At 38.4% G+C, this 17110-nt stretch carries 18 protein-coding genes; 17 read left to right on the top strand and 1 reads right to left on the bottom strand.

Annotation, left to right across the window (positions count from 1 at the left end):
* Positions 1-7: 7 nt before the first annotated feature.
* From tmk to KHA96_RS22730, 12 genes are all read left to right on the top strand, one after another.
* Complete coding sequence (tmk, locus tag KHA96_RS22785; RefSeq protein WP_213131634.1) at positions 8-640, top strand: dTMP kinase; 633 nt, start codon at positions 8-10, stop codon at positions 638-640.
* Positions 641-748: 108 nt separating this feature from the next.
* Positions 749-1078, top strand: coding sequence for a cyclic-di-AMP receptor (locus tag KHA96_RS22780; RefSeq protein ID WP_213111928.1), 330 nt, complete (start codon positions 749-751; stop codon positions 1076-1078).
* Between the two features lie 173 nt (positions 1079-1251).
* Positions 1252-2253 carry a DNA polymerase III subunit delta' gene (gene holB, locus KHA96_RS22775; RefSeq protein ID WP_213131633.1) on the top strand — a complete coding sequence of 334 codons (1002 nt, stop codon included), beginning with the start codon at positions 1252-1254 and terminating at the stop codon, positions 2251-2253.
* Entirely contained in the window at positions 2246-3073 is an 828-nt protein-coding gene (locus tag KHA96_RS22770; RefSeq protein ID WP_213131632.1) for a PSP1 domain-containing protein, read from the top strand. The genes holB and KHA96_RS22770 overlap by 8 nt, the downstream gene beginning before the upstream one ends.
* A 13-nt stretch (positions 3074-3086) precedes the next feature.
* On the top strand, positions 3087-3452 hold the full coding sequence (gene yabA / locus KHA96_RS22765; RefSeq protein ID WP_213131631.1) for a DNA replication initiation control protein YabA: 366 nt from the start codon (positions 3087-3089) through the stop codon (positions 3450-3452).
* Positions 3453-3587: 135 nt separating this feature from the next.
* Positions 3588-4328, top strand: coding sequence for a tRNA1(Val) (adenine(37)-N6)-methyltransferase (locus tag KHA96_RS22760; RefSeq protein WP_213131660.1), 741 nt, complete (start codon positions 3588-3590; stop codon positions 4326-4328).
* Positions 4315-4599 carry a GIY-YIG nuclease family protein gene (locus KHA96_RS22755; RefSeq protein WP_213131630.1) on the top strand — a complete coding sequence of 95 codons (285 nt, stop codon included), beginning with the start codon at positions 4315-4317 and terminating at the stop codon, positions 4597-4599. The genes KHA96_RS22760 and KHA96_RS22755 overlap by 14 nt, the downstream gene beginning before the upstream one ends.
* Complete coding sequence (rsmI, locus tag KHA96_RS22750; RefSeq protein ID WP_213131629.1) at positions 4577-5446, top strand: 16S rRNA (cytidine(1402)-2'-O)-methyltransferase; 870 nt, start codon at positions 4577-4579, stop codon at positions 5444-5446. The genes KHA96_RS22755 and rsmI overlap by 23 nt, the downstream gene beginning before the upstream one ends.
* Positions 5447-6499: 1053 nt before the next feature.
* Positions 6500-7147 (top strand): class I SAM-dependent DNA methyltransferase, encoded by a 648-nt coding sequence (locus KHA96_RS22745; RefSeq protein ID WP_213131628.1) that lies wholly within the window; start codon positions 6500-6502, stop codon positions 7145-7147.
* A gap of 2 nt (positions 7148-7149) precedes the next feature.
* Positions 7150-7617, top strand: a complete 468-nt coding sequence (locus KHA96_RS22740; protein ID WP_213131627.1) for an S-ribosylhomocysteine lyase — start codon at positions 7150-7152, stop codon at positions 7615-7617.
* Positions 7618-8547, top strand: a complete 930-nt coding sequence (locus KHA96_RS22735) for a PLP-dependent cysteine synthase family protein (protein ID WP_213131626.1) — start codon at positions 7618-7620, stop codon at positions 8545-8547.
* Positions 8544-9674 (top strand): bifunctional cystathionine gamma-lyase/homocysteine desulfhydrase, encoded by a 1131-nt coding sequence (locus KHA96_RS22730; protein WP_213131625.1) that lies wholly within the window; start codon positions 8544-8546, stop codon positions 9672-9674. The genes KHA96_RS22735 and KHA96_RS22730 overlap by 4 nt, the downstream gene beginning before the upstream one ends.
* 62 nt (positions 9675-9736) lie before the next feature.
* On the opposite strand, the gene KHA96_RS22725 is transcribed toward KHA96_RS22730, so the two are convergent.
* Entirely contained in the window at positions 9737-10015 is a 279-nt protein-coding gene (locus KHA96_RS22725) for an AbrB/MazE/SpoVT family DNA-binding domain-containing protein (protein ID WP_213131624.1), read from the bottom strand.
* Between the two features lie 660 nt (positions 10016-10675).
* On the opposite strand from KHA96_RS22725, the gene metG reads away from it, so the two are divergent.
* The 5 genes from metG to rsmA all read left to right on the top strand — a co-directional run bounded on the left by metG (position 10676) and on the right by rsmA (position 16669).
* Complete coding sequence (gene metG, locus KHA96_RS22720; RefSeq protein WP_213131659.1) at positions 10676-12640, top strand: methionine--tRNA ligase; 1965 nt, start codon at positions 10676-10678, stop codon at positions 12638-12640.
* Between the two features lie 177 nt (positions 12641-12817).
* Entirely contained in the window at positions 12818-13585 is a 768-nt protein-coding gene (locus KHA96_RS22715; protein WP_213131623.1) for a TatD family hydrolase, read from the top strand.
* A 226-nt stretch (positions 13586-13811) separates the two neighbouring features.
* Positions 13812-15032: a G5 and 3D domain-containing protein gene (locus KHA96_RS22710; RefSeq protein WP_213131622.1), complete on the top strand. Its 1221-nt coding sequence runs from the start codon at positions 13812-13814 to the stop codon at positions 15030-15032.
* 198 nt (positions 15033-15230) lie between these two features.
* A complete protein-coding gene (rnmV, locus tag KHA96_RS22705) occupies positions 15231-15788 on the top strand; it encodes a ribonuclease M5 (RefSeq protein WP_213131621.1) in 558 nt (185 codons plus the stop codon).
* A complete protein-coding gene (rsmA, locus tag KHA96_RS22700) occupies positions 15788-16669 on the top strand; it encodes a 16S rRNA (adenine(1518)-N(6)/adenine(1519)-N(6))-dimethyltransferase RsmA (RefSeq protein WP_213131620.1) in 882 nt (293 codons plus the stop codon). The genes rnmV and rsmA overlap by 1 nt, the downstream gene beginning before the upstream one ends.
* Positions 16670-17110: the final 441 nt, after the last annotated feature.

The raw sequence follows: 17110 nt of genomic DNA, 5'->3' as shown, positions 1-17110 counted from the left end.
GGAAAAAATGCAGGGATTATTTATTACATTTGAAGGGCCAGAAGGGGCGGGGAAAACAACAATACTTCAAAAACTAGCGAACGAATTAGTAGATCGCAAGTTCGATGTCGTGTTAACCCGTGAACCAGGTGGTATACATATATCAGAAAAGATTAGGCAAGTTATTCTAGATCCAGATCACACTGCGATGGACAGCCGAACAGAGGCATTGTTATATGCAGCTGCCCGCAGACAGCATTTAATCGAGAAAGTAGTTCCGGCTCTAGAACGGGGAGCCATTGTTTTGTGCGATCGATTTATTGATAGTTCGCTTGCTTATCAAGGATACGCAAGAGGGCTTGGTATTGATGAAATATTTTCGATTAATCAATTTGCCATTCAAAGTTTAATGCCTGATAAGACTTTATATTTTGATATCGAGCCAGAAGTTGGATTAAAGAGAATTGAAAAACACAAAGGTCGAGAAATTAACCGTTTGGATTTGGAAAAATTAGATTTCCATGAACGTGTAAGGGAAGGATATAAAACTCTACTAGAGATGTTTCCTGACCGAATCGTCGAAATTGATGCCAGCGAAACATTTGAAACGGTTTTTCTACATGCAAAAAGAATAGTAGATGAGTTAATTGCAAAAAAATGATATGTAATTTGATGAGAAAATCACGATTATCGATGTAACATACTTAGAATAGCTGATATAATAAGTAATAAGAAGATAGTTAGCAAATTAATGGAGGGGTGAATGGTAATGAAATTAATAATGGCAGTTGTACAAGATCAGGACAGCAATCGGTTAATGAGTGCGTTGGTTGAGAATAATTTTAGAGCAACAAAATTAGCTACGACAGGCGGATTTTTGAAATCAGGCAATACGACATTTATGATTGGAACTGAAGATGTCAGGGTTAATAAGGCTCTTCAAGTTATTAGGGATAATTGCAAATCACGTGAACAGCTGATGGCACCTGTATCTCCGATGGGCGGCAATGCAGATTCATACATTCCCTATCCTGTAGAAGTTTCTGTCGGAGGAGCTACTGTATTTGTTCTTCCAATCGAGCAATTCCATCAATTCTAATGCAATGAACGAATATTAACGTTAGCTTCAGAGCCTAGAAAACATCTTGTCCTTTTCGCTTGCGTAGTCAACATCGATTCGACCTTTCGGTTATCGTGTTTCCTCTATCGCAAGTCTTAGGCCCCGAAGTTACATTATTAGCAATTTAAAAAAGTTAGCGAGTGAATGATGCCATGAACTGGCAAGACTTTGAACAAGAGCAGCCCTTTGCGGCGAAAATGTTGAAAAACAGTTTAGAAAAAAAGCGTGTTGCCCATGCTTACTTATTTGAAGGGGAGCACGGAACCGGAAAGCGTGCTGCAAGCTTATTAATGGCTGAGAGCTTGTTTTGCGAAAATTTACAACAAAACTATATTCCGTGCGGCGACTGTGTGAATTGCAAAAGGATAAAAAGTGGAAATCATCCTGATATTCATATAGTAGAGCCGGACGGATTATCCATAAAAATTGAACAAATTCGTTCATTAAGAACGGAGTTTAGTAAGTCTGGGGTAGAATCAAAGAAAAAGTTATATATTATCATTGATGCAGAGAAAATGACGATTCCAGCAGCGAATAGCTTGTTGAAGTTTTTGGAAGAACCGAATGTAGAAACTACTGCTCTTCTTGCTACGGAGCAACCTCAACGTATCCTTCCGACTATTTTATCGCGCTGTCAAACAGTGTCATTTAAGGCGATACCAGTTGAAGTGTTTACGAAAAAACTGCAAGATGCTGGAATTAACAATACAAAGGCACCGCTTTTAGCAACCGTTACCAATCATTTACAGGAAGCTTTAGAGTTGGATGGCGATGATTGGTTTGCACAAGCAAGAAAAATAGTGTTAAACTTATATGAAGTCCAAAAGAGGGGTACACTTTACGCCATGACTTCTCTACAGGATGAATGGACACACCATTTTAAAGAGAAAGCGCAAATTGATTTAGGTTTAAATCTTTTGCTTTTAATATATAAAGATATTTTATATATTCAATTGGGGAAAGAAGAGCAGCTTGTCTATCCCGATTGGCGGGAAACATTTGCAGCGGATGCGTTGCAAACCTCTTCAAGAAGGCTGTCTGAACAAATGACTGCAATTTTGGAAGCCAAACGGAAATTAAATGCAAATATGAATGCTCATCTTTTGATGGAGCAGCTCGTGCTAAATTTGCAGGGGGGACCTTCTTGTGTATAATGTTGTAGGTGTCCGGTTTAAAAAAGCCGGTAAAATATACTATTTTGATCCGGGTGATCACCCAATTCGTAAGAATGATTTTGTGATTGTGGAAACGGCTCGAGGAATTGAATATGGAAAAGCTGTTACAGAAAAAAAACAAGTCGATGATCATGATGTTGTTCTTCCATTAAAAAAAGTGGTGCGGATGGCGGATCAGAAGGATCAATTAAACGTTGAAGAAAATAAAACAGCTGCTGCAGAAGCATATCAAGTTTGTAATGAAAAAATTATTGAACATAGTCTTGATATGAAGCTTGTAGATGTTGAATATACATTTGATCGCAATAAAGTTATTTTTTATTTTACAGCTGATGGACGAATCGATTTTCGCGATCTCGTAAAGGACTTAGCGGCTATTTTTAGAACGAGAATTGAGCTAAGACAAATTGGCGTAAGAGATGAAGCGAAAATGTTGGGTGGAATTGGTCCTTGTGGCCGTATGCTTTGCTGTTCTACTTTTTTAGGTGATTTTGAGCCAGTCTCAATCAAAATGGCTAAGGATCAAAATTTGTCTTTAAATCCGACCAAAATCTCAGGACTTTGCGGAAGGCTCATGTGCTGTTTAAAATATGAAAATGATGAATATGAGGCAGCCAAGGCAGAATTGCCGGATGTTGGTGATGCCATTAAAACGCCTGATGGATCAGGGAAGGTCATTGGGTTAAATATATTAGAGCGTCTTATCCAAGTAGAATTAACGGAGCAAGAGCGCACATTGGAATATACGCTTGAGGAAATTGCCAGTGAAAGTGCAACATCTGTCCCGGCTAGGGAATAATGAGGTGTAAGTCATGGATAAAAAGGAGTTCTTCGATTCAGTCAGTAGCATGGAAATGCAAATAGGCCAGCTGTATCAACAGCTTGGAGAACTTAAACAATATCTCGCTGAATTAATTGAAGAAAACCATGTTTTAAAACTTGAAAATGACCATTTACGCAAGGTTATGGAAACAGAAACTCCAGAATCAGATGCCTCATCTGACCAAGGGAATAGTCAGGGAAAAAGTGTGTACGAAAAAATTTCTGAAATTGGCGAAGGCTACGATAATTTGGCCAGACTGTATCAAGAAGGCTTCCATATTTGCAATGTCCATTTTGGCAGCCCCCGCCGTGATGAAGACTGCTTGTTTTGCTTATCTTTTTTGAATAAAAAATAGTGCCAAGCCTTCCTCTTTTTTATGAGGAGGGTTCTTTTATTTAAAAATAGGAAATCAATTGTATTAGTTACGAAAAGCATATGTGAAGCCCTTCTCCAAGGTGTTTCTGCTTTTCTTATTGGAGAGTGCGTGATGATAAATCTTTATGAAGATGAACGTTTAGATTATTTATTGGCAGAAAATTTACGGATCATTCAAAGTCCGTCTGTTTTTTCTTTTTCGTTGGATGCTGTTTTATTGGCGCGTTTTACGTATTTGCCTATTCAAAAAGGGAATATTATTGACCTGTGCAGCGGGAATGGTGTTATTCCTCTTCTTCTTAGCCCAAGAACGAAAGCGAAGATTATTGGAGTTGAGATCCAAGAGAGGCTATATGATATGGCAAAGCGAAGCATTTCTTATAATCATTTAGAAAACAGAATTGAAATGATCCATGGCGATATAAAAGATATGCCAAAAAGATTAGGACATGATCGCTTCGATGTCGTAACTTGTAATCCCCCGTATTTTTTATCTCCATCTACTGACGTCATTAATGCAAATGAACATTTAGCGATTGCCCGCCATGAAATTCTTTGTACACTTGAGGATGCTGTGAAAACGAGCAGCCAGCTTCTTAGGCAAGGTGGAAAGGCGGCGTTTGTACATAGACCGGAGCGTTTAATGGACATTTTAACACTTATGAGAGAATACCGCTTAGAGCCGAAAAGACTTCGATTCGTCTATCCGAAGGCAGGAAAAGAAGCAAATACCATTCTAATTGAAGGAATTAAGGATGGAAGTGCAGGATTAAAGGTACTGTCACCACTTTTCGTCTATAATGAAGAAAATGAATATACGGATGAAGTGAGAGAAATCTTATATGGAAACGAATGACCATTATTTTTATGTGTTGGAATGTAAAGACGGCTCTTATTATGGCGGCTATACAATAGATCCTTCCCGAAGATTGGGCGAGCATAATAGTGGAAAAGGGGCCAAATATACGAGAGTGCGGAAGCCTGTGAAGATGATTTATGCTGAAAAATATGCAAGTAAAGGTGAAGCGCTTCGAGCAGAATATGCCTTTAAACAATTGACTCGAAGTAAAAAAGAACAATTTCTTAGTGAAGCAGGTGAGTGGGATGCAAATTCAGAAGAGTTTTAGCCAATCGGAGAAAGGAATTCTGTATTTGGTGCCGACTCCGATTGGAAATCTTGAGGATATGACATTCAGAGCGATTCGGATGATGAAAGAAGCGGATGTCATTGCGGCGGAGGATACGAGGAATACAAAAAAACTTTGCAATTATTTTGAGATTACGACTCCTTTAATCAGTTACCATGAACATAATAAAGAAAGCAGCGGAAAGGAAATCGTAAGACGATTAGAAGCAGGTGAAACGATTGCGTTAGTGAGCGACGCTGGAATGCCTTGTATTTCTGATCCAGGTTACGAACTTGCCGCTGAAGCGATTAGAGCGGGAATATCAGTTGTCCCTTTACCAGGGGCGAATGCTGCCTTGACGGCTTTAATTGCTTCTGGGATTAAGACGCAGCCTTTTTATTTTTACGGTTTTTTATCGAGGGGAAAAAAAGAGAAAAAGCAAGAGTTAGAAGAATTAAAAAAACAACAGGCAGCCCTCATTTTTTATGAAGCACCTCATCGTTTAAAGGAAACACTGAAATTAATGCGCGATATTTTAGGAAATCGAAACATTGTCCTTTGCCGAGAACTAACCAAAAAGTTCGAAGAGTTTATACGAGGCACAATGGAAGAAGCTATAACGTGGGCAGACGAAGAGGAAGTTCGCGGAGAATTTTGTTTAATCATAGAGGGAAGCACCGAAAGCGCGGAGGAAGAGTCACTCTGGTGGCTCTCCATGGATATAAAGGAGCATGTTCAGCATTATATCGACGAAAAAAACCTTTCTTCAAAAGAAGCGATTAAAGAAACGGCAAAGAATCGTAATCTGCCAAAACGGGAAGTTTATCAAGCATACCATTTGGAATAATTTTATTAATAATCCGATTATCCTATTTATCACAGTCCTTTGAAAAAAGTGAACAGGATTTGATAAGAATATTTAAGTGTAATTCTTGTATAGGAAATAGGACTTTTATTTTGTAATGCATAATTCCTACATCTTACGAAATAAAAATAACTAGGGGAAATTTGACCTAGCTATTTGAAAACTTATTAGTTTGTGGGTATATTTTTTCAATAATCTTTTGGAACCCATAGTTAAGTAACGCGTCTGTAAAGATTAACAGAAAGAAATTAATGGATTTCACCTTAATTTGAAACACATTAAGCTTTTTAAATAGAGCCTTTATCGGAAAAGCATATATTAAATCTATTACTAAATTGATTAACGAGTATAAAAGAAACCTTCCTTTCGATAAGTGAAAAACCCATATTGTCAAAACGATGTAAGGTCCAAATAACAGTAAGAAAGCAGTATGGGTCAGAGCTTTTCGTCCCCCTTTTACTTTCCATAATTTATTAGTTGTAAAATAAAATATTTCACACATTACGACCGTGGAAGAAAACAAGGTAACTGGAAGGTATTTAACAAACATATTTTTTTTATCAGGAAGAAAAAAAACAGATAGCCAAGGGATTACAAACAGGGAAATTCTAATGACAACTCTTAACACTTTATCACTCCTTGTGCTTTGCTTTTTATATAGTTTGTTAAAAAACTGGAATTTATACTCAAAAGGTCACCTACTGCATTTCTAATATAAATGTAGTAGGTTATACAAAAATTTGGCGCATTTCTGGAATAGAAATGCGCCTTATTTAATAATAAATATTAGAATCTCTACAACATAAGTACGCTTTGCGAAGGTTTTATTATTCTTAAGGATAACCCTTAATCCTTTTTATTTTACTTTCCTTTTAAACGTAAGTTTCCGAACGAAAGCAACGGGGTATTTCTCTTTCTCTTACTTCTTATATCGCCTTCGGATAAGTCTTTTTTACGATTGTCATTTTAGGCAACAAATGATACATTAAATAATATAATAATTCCGAGTAAATTTATCTGAAAAGGGGGATAAAAATGTCCACTGACTTTACTGCATTGTTTGATGAATGGTCTGATTCTTATGATGAAGCCGTTTCGGGGCATGACCCAGAATATAATGAAGTTTTTCGTAACTATCTTCATATATTAGAAGAGGTCGTGAAAAAAGCAGAAGGAAATACAATCGAATTTGGGGTTGGAACTGGTAATTTAACGGAATTGTTATTGAAAAGTGGAAAAAAGGTATGCGGTATTGAACCTTCAGCGGGCATGAGAAAAGTGGCAAAGCAAAAGTTGCCGGAAGTAAAGATTTTACAAGGTGACTTCCTAACATTTACACACCCTTTTCAATCTGTTGACACAATCGTTAGTACGTACGCTTTTCATCATTTAACGGATGATGAAAAAGAAATTGCGATACGAAAGTATAGTTCCATTCTTAAAGACGGTGGTAAAATTGTATTTGCCGATACATTGTTTGAAGATGAAAACGCTAAACATAATATGATTCAAAAAGCCGAAGATAAAGGCTTTCAGCGATTGGCTAATGATTTGCGTACAGAATACTATACAACGATGCCGATTATGAAAGGTCTTTTCGAACAACATGATTTTACGGTTATTTTTACACAAAAAAATGAATTCGTATGGTTAATCGAAGCAACGAAACAAAGGAGAGAATAAAGATGACTGTAGAAAAAAAGATGAACGTGGAAAGTTTTAATTTAGATCATACAAAGGTAAAAGCTCCTTACATCCGACTTGCTGGTGTAAAGACTGGATATAATGGTGATGAAATTCGAAAATATGATATCCGTTTTTGTCAGCCAAATAAAGAGCATATGGAAATGCCTGCTTTACATTCATTGGAACATATGATGGCGGAATTCAGCAGAAATTACTCGGATAAAATTGTTGATATTAGCCCAATGGGGTGTCAAACAGGCTATTACTTATCGGTAGTTAACCATGATGATTATGAAGATATTTTAACGATTGTTGAGAATACGCTGAAAGATGTCCTGACCGCTACAGAAGTTCCTGCTTGCAATGAAGTTCAATGCGGTTGGGCAGCAAGCCATAGCCTTGAAGGGGCTAAAGAAATCGCTGAAAAAATGCTCTCACGTCGAGACGAGTGGACGGAAGTTTTTTAAATGAATTATGCGAGGAGTATTCATGAATTAGTCGGGAATACACCGCTATTGGAAATTACTCGCTTTCCTCTCCCTGATGGAGTGAAGCTGTTTGCAAAATTAGAGTATTTCAACCCAGGGGGAAGTGTAAAGGATCGACTCGGACAATATTTGCTTGAGAAAGCCATTCAGGATGGCAGCCTTCAAACAGGCGGCTCCATTATCGAGCCGACTGCGGGGAATACTGGAATTGGACTCGCGCTAGCCGCCCTTCGATATGGTGTAAAAGCGATTTTTGTAACACCTGAAAAATTTAGCCGTGAAAAACAAATGTTAATGCGCGCACTCGGAGCGGAAGTAATCAATACCCCTACTAAACTTGGGATGGAAGGGGCGATTCAAAAAACGAAGGAACTTCTAACGGAGATTCCAGGTGCTTTTTATCCGGGGCAATTTCAAAATCCTAATAACCCAGCTGCGTATTATGAAACGATGGGCCCTGAATTGTATAAAGCATTGGAAGGAAACATTGATATTTTTGTCGCTGGTGCGGGATCTGGTGGAACCTTTATGGGGACTGCTACATATTTAAAAGAGCGGATTAGCGAAATAAAATGTGTGGTCGTTGAACCTGAAGGATCAATACTAAATGGAGGGGAGCCTGGCTCTCATCGAACAGAAGGAATCGGTTTGGAGTTTATTCCGCCTTTTATGGATACATCTTTATTTGACGAAATCTATACAATATCCGACCGTGAAGCCTTCGATGCTCTTAAAGAAGCAGCAAAACTGGAAGGGTTATTAATAGGAAGTTCATCCGGAGCGGCACTTGCTGCCTCATTGAAAGAAGCGAGAAAAGCACAACCAGGAACGAATATTGTAACGATTTTTCCAGATAGTAGTGAACGATATATAAGCAGCCATATTTATGATGGAGGAGAAGTGAGTTGAAAAAGAAAACGAAATTGATTCACGGCGGCGTTGGCAGAGACCCATATACGGGAGCTGTTTCAATTCCAATCTATCAAGCTAGTACATTCAAGCAAGATGGGGTTGGGAATTTTAAATACGAATATGCGAGGACAGGCAATCCGACAAGGGAAGCTTTGGAAAAGTTAGTGGCTGATATTGAAGGTGGAGCTAGAGGATTTGCATTTGCTTCAGGTATGGCCGCCATTACAGCAGTTGTCCAGCTTTTCTCGAAAGGCGATCATCTCATTTTAACGGATGATGTGTATGGCGGGACGTTTAGAGTGATGACAAAAGTGTTCAACCGTTTCGGAATTGACGTTTCATTTGTTGATACTACCGATATAGATAAAGTAAAAAAGGCGATTCAATCAAATACTAAAGCAATTTATATCGAAACACCGACAAACCCTTTATTAAAAATTACCGATTTACAAGAGATGAGTACAATCGCAAAAGAACGAGAACTTTTAGTCATTGTCGACAATACGTTCAGTACTCCTTATTGGCAAACGCCCATTACACTTGGTGCGGATATTGTTCTTCATAGTGCTACAAAATATCTTGGGGGACATAGTGATGTAGTAGCAGGCCTCGTGATTGCAGCCGATGAAAAATTGGGTGAAGAACTGCATTTTATTCAAAATTCGACAGGCGGTGTTCTCGGACCGCAAGATAGTTGGCTGTTAATGCGTGGAATTAAAACGCTGGGAATAAGAATGGAAGAAATCGAAGCGAATACTAGGATCATTGCAGCTTTTTTAGTAGAACATCCTTCAGTTGGAAAAGTTTATTATCCGGGATTGGACAATCATCCAGGGCATGAGGTTCACAAAAAGCAAGCGGGTGGCTTTGGCGGCATGATATCCTTCACAGTGGAAAGTGAAGCAAAAGCCTTGGATTTATTAAAAAAAGTCCAATATTTTACCCTCGCTGAAAGTTTAGGAGCAGTGGAAAGTTTAATTTCCATTCCTGCTTTGATGACGCATGCTTCTATCCCGCGAGACAGAAGGTTGGAGCTGGGGATAGAGGATGGCTTAGTGCGGATTTCTGTCGGACTAGAGGATGTGGAGGATTTATTAGAGGATCTTGGAGCAGCATTGAAGTAAGATAACATAAATTCTAGTAAAATACTAAAAAGCCAGCTCACAATTGAGCTGGCTTTGCTAATTTATTTATTAAAAGCATTTTGAATTTCATTAATAAGCTCATCGGCGCCTTCGCGGCTAAGAACTAATTTTCCACCAGCTAATACGACATTATCCTCTGATACATTACCTGTAATATGGCATGTCATGCTAGGCTTATATTTTTTTAAGATGATTTTATCATCATCAACATATATTTCTAACGCATCTTTTTCCCCTATTCCTAAAGTGCGTCGTAGTTCAATTGGAATAACTACACGACCGAGCTCATCAACTTTACGAACAATACCTGTGGACTTCATATTCTTACTTCCTCCCCATTATGTAGATGTCTATTTTTAGTTTCATCGCCATTTTTCGACAAAGTTCTCCTTTCATAAGGATAACAGTTCTTCCAATTAAAGTCAATTAGAAAAGCGGAAGCGCCTTGCTCATCGACGTACAGGCCCACAGGATGTGGGTCCGTCGACGTCGCCACAGGACGAATCGATGTTGACTTATCGTAGAGAGAAGGAAAAGAAGTTTGCTAGTAGGAGAAACATCTTGGTAGGGGATGGTATAGTGATAGACAAACAAATAAGGTGCTTTTTAAAGACTAACAATCTTACACTTAATATGCATAACCCACCAACTGGAGAAAATGATATGCTTAAGTTGCGTAAATGCTATTTTTCACGTATATTTTGATGATATAAGAGGTAATCATGCGTAGTAATAGGAAAAGCGGAAGCGCCTTGCTCATCGACGTACAGGCCCACAGGATGTGGGTCCGTCGACGTCGCCACAGGACGTGGCGATTTTAGTCGACGTTCCTTTATAGTCCTTCGACTGAGATAAAGGAAACACGACGAGGGACGAGTCGATGTTGACTTATCGTAGGGAGAAGGAAAAGAAGTGTGCTAGTCGAAAGGCGCTGGAGAGCTGGACAATCTCAAGTAAAATTATAATGGAGGGGAACTTTGGTGAAGGAAAAATTAAAAACATTTTATATAACAACCCCGATCTATTATCCAAGCGGGAATTTACATATAGGTCATGCCTATACATCGGTAGCGGGAGATGCAATGGCACGATATAAGAGAATGCGTGGATACGATGTCATGTATTTAACAGGCACAGATGAACATGGGCAAAAAATTCAACAAAAGGCGGAAGAAAGCGGCTTGACTCCTCAAGCATATGTCGATGAAATTGTCAGTGGAATTCAAGATCTATGGAAAAAACTTGATATTTCTTACGATGATTTCATCCGGACAACTGAAACGCGCCATAAACAAGTGGTTGAGAAAATTTTTAAACAGCTCTTGGACCAAGGGGACATTTATCTCGATGTATATGAAGGTTGGTATTGTACGCCGTGTGAATCATTCTTTACAGAACGCCAACTAGAAAATGGGAATTGTCCTGATTGTGGGCGTCCAGTAGAAAAGGTAAAGGAAGAATCGTATTTCTTCAAGATGAGTAAATATGTTGATCGATTGCTGCAGTATTATGAGGAAAATCCAGGTTTCATCCAGCCTGAATCTCGTAAAAATGAAATGATCAACAATTTCATTAAACCAGGACTAGAGGACCTAGCTGTATCGAGAACAACCTTTGATTGGGGAATTAAAGTACCTGGGAATCCGAAGCATGTCATTTATGTTTGGATTGACGCGTTAACAAACTATATTACAGCGCTCGGATACGGAACAGATGATGATTCTAAATACGTTAAATATTGGCCAGCGGATGTCCATCTTGTCGGAAAAGAAATAGTTCGCTTCCATACGATTTATTGGCCAATTATGTTAATGGCCCTTGATTTGCCATTGCCTAAAAAAGTATTTGCTCATGGCTGGCTGCTCATGAAAGACGGAAAAATGTCTAAATCAAAAGGAAATGTGGTCGATCCTGTCACATTAATTGATCGTTATGGACTCGACGCTCTTCGCTACTATTTACTTCGCGAGGTTCCATTTGGAGCTGACGGAGTGTTTACACCAGAAGGCTTTGTCGAAAGAATCAATTTTGACTTAGCGAATGATTTAGGAAATCTGTTAAACCGAACTGTTGCAATGATCAATAAATACTTTGATGGACATATACCTTCATTCAATGGTTCTATTACAGCCTTCGATGATGAATTACAAAAGGTAAATGAGGATACTATCAAGCAATATGAAGATGCAATGGAAAACATGGAGTATTCAGTCGCCCTCTCATCTGTTTGGCAGCTGATCAGCAGAACAAATAAATATATTGATGAAACACAGCCTTGGGTGTTGGCGAAAGAGGAAGAAAAACGTCAGGAACTAGGCAGTGTCATGTTCCACTTGGCAGAATCATTAAGAAGAGTTTCGATTTTATTGAAGCCATTTTTAACAGAAACTCCAAATAAAATTCTTAGTCAGTTAAATATTACGAATGAACAATTTTCATCTTGGGAAAGTTTAGAGAAATTTGGATCCATCCCAGAAGGTACATCTGTTGTTGAAAAAGGAGAACCTATTTTCCCACGTCTCGATATGGAAGAAGAAATAAACTACATCAAAGATCAAATGCAAGGCGGATCTGCACCTGCAGAGGAAAAGAAGGTTGAGGAAGTGGAAGAAGAACGCCTTCCAGAAATTACAATTGATGATTTTAGGAAGGTAGAATTACGGGTTGCAGAGGTTATTCATTGTGAGCCTGTTAAAAAAGCGGATAAGTTATTAAAGCTTCAGTTAGATCTTGGGTTCGAAAAACGCCAAGTTATTTCGGGGATTGCACAATTTTACAAGCCGGAAGATTTGATTGGAAAAAAGGTCATTGTCGTTGCTAATTTGAAGCCAGTGAAGCTTCGCGGAGAACTATCGCAAGGAATGATTCTTGCGGGAGAGAAAAATGGGGTTCTTTCTGTCGCTAGCGTCGATCAAACTCTGGAAAATGGTGCAATTGTAAACTAAATTTAATATTTCTGTTCATTCAGAACATTGAATGAAAGCAAATAACATAGAGAGATAACAGCAATAATGCGGTTTTTTATATGCTCTCTATGTTATTTCGTTTTGTAATACAAATGTTAGTCAGCTGTGATAAATGATAAAGAAGAAAAGAGTATAATCATTAAAGGAGTCTAAATTATGTTATTTGATACACACGTTCACCTAAATGATGATCAATATGCTGAGGACCTGGATGAAGTCATCGCCCGCGCGAAAAATGCGGGAGTTGAATATATGGTTGTAGTGGGGTTTGACCGAAAAACAATCCAAAAAGCATTAGAGATCATCGACGAGCACAAATTTTTATATGCTAGTGTTGGATGGCATCCTGTTGACGCAATTGATATGACAGAAGAAGATCTTATATGGCTTGAAGAGGTAGCAGCACATCCAAAGGTGGTAGCCTTAGGGGAAATGGGTCTTGATTATCATTGGGACAAATCGCCAAAGGAAATCCAAAAGGATGTGTTTCGTAAACAAATCAGGCTTGCTAAAAAAATAAATATGCCAATTATTATACATAATCGAGATGCTACGCAAGACATTATCGAAATTTTAAAGGAAGAACATGCAGAAGAAGTCGGGGGCATCATGCATTGTTTCAGTGGAAGTGCTGAGGTGGCGAAGCAATGCTTGGACTTAAACTTCTATATCTCCCTTGGTGGTCCTGTAACATTTAAAAATGCAAAAAAACCAAAGGAAGTTGCCATTCAAGTCCCACTGGACCGTCTATTAATTGAGACGGATTGTCCGTATTTGGCGCCGCATCCTTACAGAGGCAAGAGAAACGAGCCTAGTTATGTAAGGCTTGTAGCAGAACAAATTGCCGATTTAAAAAGCTTAAGTTTGGAAGAAGTAGCACAGATTACAACAGCAAATGCAAAAAAAGTGTTCGGCATCGATTGACAAAATCTAGTAACGGCAAATACTAGAGTACATCAAGTTTTTAATAGGGATTCCAGTAAATTCTACAAAACTTTACTTCTTCCTAGGCAGGGGTTGTCGATAACTCATCCTTTTCTTTTCAAGCTAGTCTATGCATAATAGAGCTTACCTTACGAAAAGGGATGTGAGTTGACAATTTGCAAACGTTGTTTGTATAATCTCTCGGAGAAGAAGGAGGCGTGTTTGTATGAACACAAAACCCGCAATATTTTCATATTTTTCTTCAATTACCCGAAAGAAATTAGGCCTTTTCATTGCTAGTTTTCTAGTATTTATGGCCACTTTAACAATACTTGTTTACGAAGGAACGAAACATACAGTAGCACTTTCGGTTGATGGAGAAAAAATGATTGTGAAGACCCACGCTGAAACAATAGGGGAAATGCTGAAAGATTTGAATGTGGTAGTAGAAGATGATGACTATATATCGCATTCTTTGAATACCGCTGTGCAAAACAAACTAAGCGTGGTGTGGGAGCCGGCCAAGAAAGTTGCCATACAGGACGGCGAGCATACGGAATATGTGTACACGACAGCGAAGACAGTAAAAGAATTTATGGAAAGTCAGAGATTGGACATTAACGATCACGATAAACTTAACTATTCTTTGGAAGATTCAATATATGAAAATCTGAAACTCGTAATTGATCGAGCTTTTCCACTTGTATTAAAAAATGGGAAACAAGAGGAAGAAGTATGGAGCACTTCGACTACGGTCGCTGACTTTTTATTGCAACAAGGGATCACACTAGGGAAATTTGACCGTGTGGAGCCAGACTTAAATAAAAACGTAGAACCAAACGGTAAAGTAAAAATTGTCCGCGTTGAAAAGGTCACCGATGTAGTGGAAGAACCAATTGATTATGCAGTTATTACTAAAAAAGACTCCTCTATGGCAAAAGGTACTGAAAAAGTGGTACAGAATGGCCAGGAAGGTTTATTGAAAAAAGAATATGAAGTGACCAAGGAAAACGGTAAAGAAGTTAAAAGAAAGTTAATGACGGAAAATAAAGTAAGAAATAGCGTTAACAAAATTGTTACTGTTGGAACGAAAGTAATGGTTGCTCAAGTTTCACGCGGAAAATCAACATCTGCAAATTCAAATGCTCCGAGCGGCGGAAAAGAAATGTATGTGAACGCAACGGCGTATACGGCATATTGCAATGGATGTTCAGGTGTAACAGCTACTGGCATTAATTTACGCTCCAACCCTAATGTAAAGGTGATTGCTGTTGATCCTAATGTGATTCCACTTGGATCTAAAGTGTGGGTTGAAGGGTATGGCTATGCAGTGGCAGGAGATACTGGAGGCGCAATAAAAGGCAATCGCATTGATATTTTTGTTGCCTCTAAAGAAGAGGCCTATCGATTCGGGAGAAGACAAGTAAAGATTCGAGTTTTAAATTAACGACATCATTCATGCAGGGGAAAAATCCTCTGCTTTTTTCTTTTTATAAATTAAAGTTATAATGATTTAAAAGGGTCGATCATCTCCTGAACCGTTTGTAATGATGCAAAAGATAATCGACAAAGAAGATAGGGGAAAACTATCTTACTGTATTAGACGTTCTTATTACAAAAATGTTTCAATTTTTTTGGAGGAAAAATGAAAATAAAAGAAATAATCGTTGTTGAAGGAAAAGATGATACACGAGCTATACAAAAGTCTGTAGATGCAGACACGATTGAAACGAATGGATCTGCGGTTACGATGGAAACAATTGAAAAAATAAAGCTAGCTCAACAAGTAAGAGGCGTTATTATTTTTACTGATCCTGATTACCCAGGTGAAAAAATCCGTAAAATAATTTCGGAGCATGTTCCTGGATGCAAACACGCTTTTATAGATAAAAAATTCGCTAAGCGTAAATACGGGCATGGGCTTGGAGTCGAGCATGCTTCAAGGGAAGTCATACAAGAGGCTTTAAAGGAAGCTCAAACAATGACGGAAGCAGCCGAAGAATTAATATCGAAAGACGATTTAATCGACGCAGGATTAATCGGAGGGCCAAAAGCGAAGGAGCGCAGGGAAAGGATAGGAGAACTGCTTAAAATCGGCTATACGAATGGTAAGCAGCTGCATAAGCGGTTAATGATGTTCCAAATATCGAGAGAAGACTTTATTATGGCACTAAAAAGGGTCTTACAGGAGGAAATGCAATAGTGGAAAAAGATATTGCCACACCAATACGTACGAAAGAAATTTTAAAAAAATATGGATTTTCATTTAAAAAAAGTCTCGGTCAAAACTTTTTAATTGATCCTAATATATTACGTAATATTACTAAATTTGCTGGCTTAACAAAGGAAACTGGAGCAATTGAAATTGGTCCGGGGATTGGCGCATTAACTGAGCATTTAGCAAGGGAGAGTAAAAAGGTTGTTGCATTCGAAATCGATGGTAGGTTATTTCCTATTCTAGAAGACACGCTTTCTTCATATGATAATATTGAAATTCTCCACCAAGATATTTTAGATGCAAATTTGCAAGAAATGATTGAAAAGAAGTTCTCAGATATTCAAGATGTAATGGTCGTAGCCAACCTTCCTTATTACGTTACGACACCAATTATACTAAAATTGCTGGAAAATAATCTTCCAATCCGCGGAATAGTCGTTATGCTGCAAAAAGAGGTGGCAGATCGGATTTCTGCCAAACCTGGTACAAAGAATTATGGATCATTATCGATTGCTATCCAATATTATACAACGGCTGAAACGGTTATGATCGTACCGAAAACTGTTTTTATGCCACAGCCGAACGTCGACTCGGCGGTCATTCGTCTAATCAAAAGAGAAAAGCCAGCAGTGGAGGTTTTAGATGAGCCTTTTTTCTTTAATATCATTCGTACTTCATTCGCCCAGCGTAGAAAAACCATACTGAATAACTTAACAAATGGACTTGAAAAAGGAAAAGAAAAAAAGGAAGATATTTTGAAGGCCTTAACCTCTGTAGGAATCGACCCTTCAAGAAGAGGGGAAACTCTTTCAATTCAAGAATTTGGATTGTTGAGTGACGCCTTACTACCTTTATTTCGCACATAGTACAGAAGGTAAAAGCTTTTACGGGGCTTCCTGAAATGTGGTAGTTGACTTTCGTGTAGGTATGAGCATAAATAGTCGGAGAATTTTCGGTTAATGTATATAAACCAGCTGTAGAAGCAGAAATAAGCGGAGGCATTCCGGTTAACTGCTCTACATATAACAAAATCCAAAGATTTGGACCATATAAACGGAAAATCTCCCTTTAATATTAAGGAAATATCGGTATTTCCCAAAATAAACGGAGTTTTTCCGTTTATTTTTCAATCATCTTGAAATCAACATCCAGTTAGAGTAGAGCCTTAAAAAAGAATAGGGAGTTTTTTTATTGCCAACTTTCAATAGAAAACCTAGTTGATTGGAGGGGAAGGCGACTCCTGGCCGTCCTGTCCATCGGGAGATTAGCGTGGCAGTGAGAACCCCACAGGGCGCAAAGCGAGCGAG

The sequence above is a fragment of the Bacillus sp. FJAT-49711 genome (assembly GCF_018343715.1).
Classification (GTDB): domain Bacteria; phylum Bacillota; class Bacilli; order Bacillales; family Bacillaceae_C; genus Lederbergia.
Note: the sequence above shows the minus strand (reverse complement) of the source record. Positions and strands in the feature narration are given on the sequence as shown.

Coding starts and splice junctions, on each gene's coding strand:
- rnmV (WP_213131621.1), top strand. CDS start 15,231: ATGAAAATAAAAGAAATAATCGTTGTTGAAGGAAAAGATGATACACGA.
- yabA (WP_213131631.1), top strand. CDS start 3,087: ATGGATAAAAAGGAGTTCTTCGATTCAGTCAGTAGCATGGAAATGCAA.
- rsmI (WP_213131629.1), top strand. CDS start 4,577: ATGCAAATTCAGAAGAGTTTTAGCCAATCGGAGAAAGGAATTCTGTAT.
- holB (WP_213131633.1), top strand. CDS start 1,252: ATGAACTGGCAAGACTTTGAACAAGAGCAGCCCTTTGCGGCGAAAATG.
- KHA96_RS22710 (WP_213131622.1), top strand. CDS start 13,812: ATGAACACAAAACCCGCAATATTTTCATATTTTTCTTCAATTACCCGA.
- KHA96_RS22715 (WP_213131623.1), top strand. CDS start 12,818: ATGTTATTTGATACACACGTTCACCTAAATGATGATCAATATGCTGAG.
- KHA96_RS22780 (WP_213111928.1), top strand. CDS start 749: ATGAAATTAATAATGGCAGTTGTACAAGATCAGGACAGCAATCGGTTA.
- KHA96_RS22745 (WP_213131628.1), top strand. CDS start 6,500: ATGTCCACTGACTTTACTGCATTGTTTGATGAATGGTCTGATTCTTAT.
- KHA96_RS22735 (WP_213131626.1), top strand. CDS start 7,618: ATGAATTATGCGAGGAGTATTCATGAATTAGTCGGGAATACACCGCTA.
- KHA96_RS22755 (WP_213131630.1), top strand. CDS start 4,315: ATGGAAACGAATGACCATTATTTTTATGTGTTGGAATGTAAAGACGGC.
- tmk (WP_213131634.1), top strand. CDS start 8: ATGCAGGGATTATTTATTACATTTGAAGGGCCAGAAGGGGCGGGGAAA.
- KHA96_RS22725 (WP_213131624.1), bottom strand. CDS start 10,015: ATGAAGTCCACAGGTATTGTTCGTAAAGTTGATGAGCTCGGTCGTGTA.
- KHA96_RS22740 (WP_213131627.1), top strand. CDS start 7,150: ATGACTGTAGAAAAAAAGATGAACGTGGAAAGTTTTAATTTAGATCAT.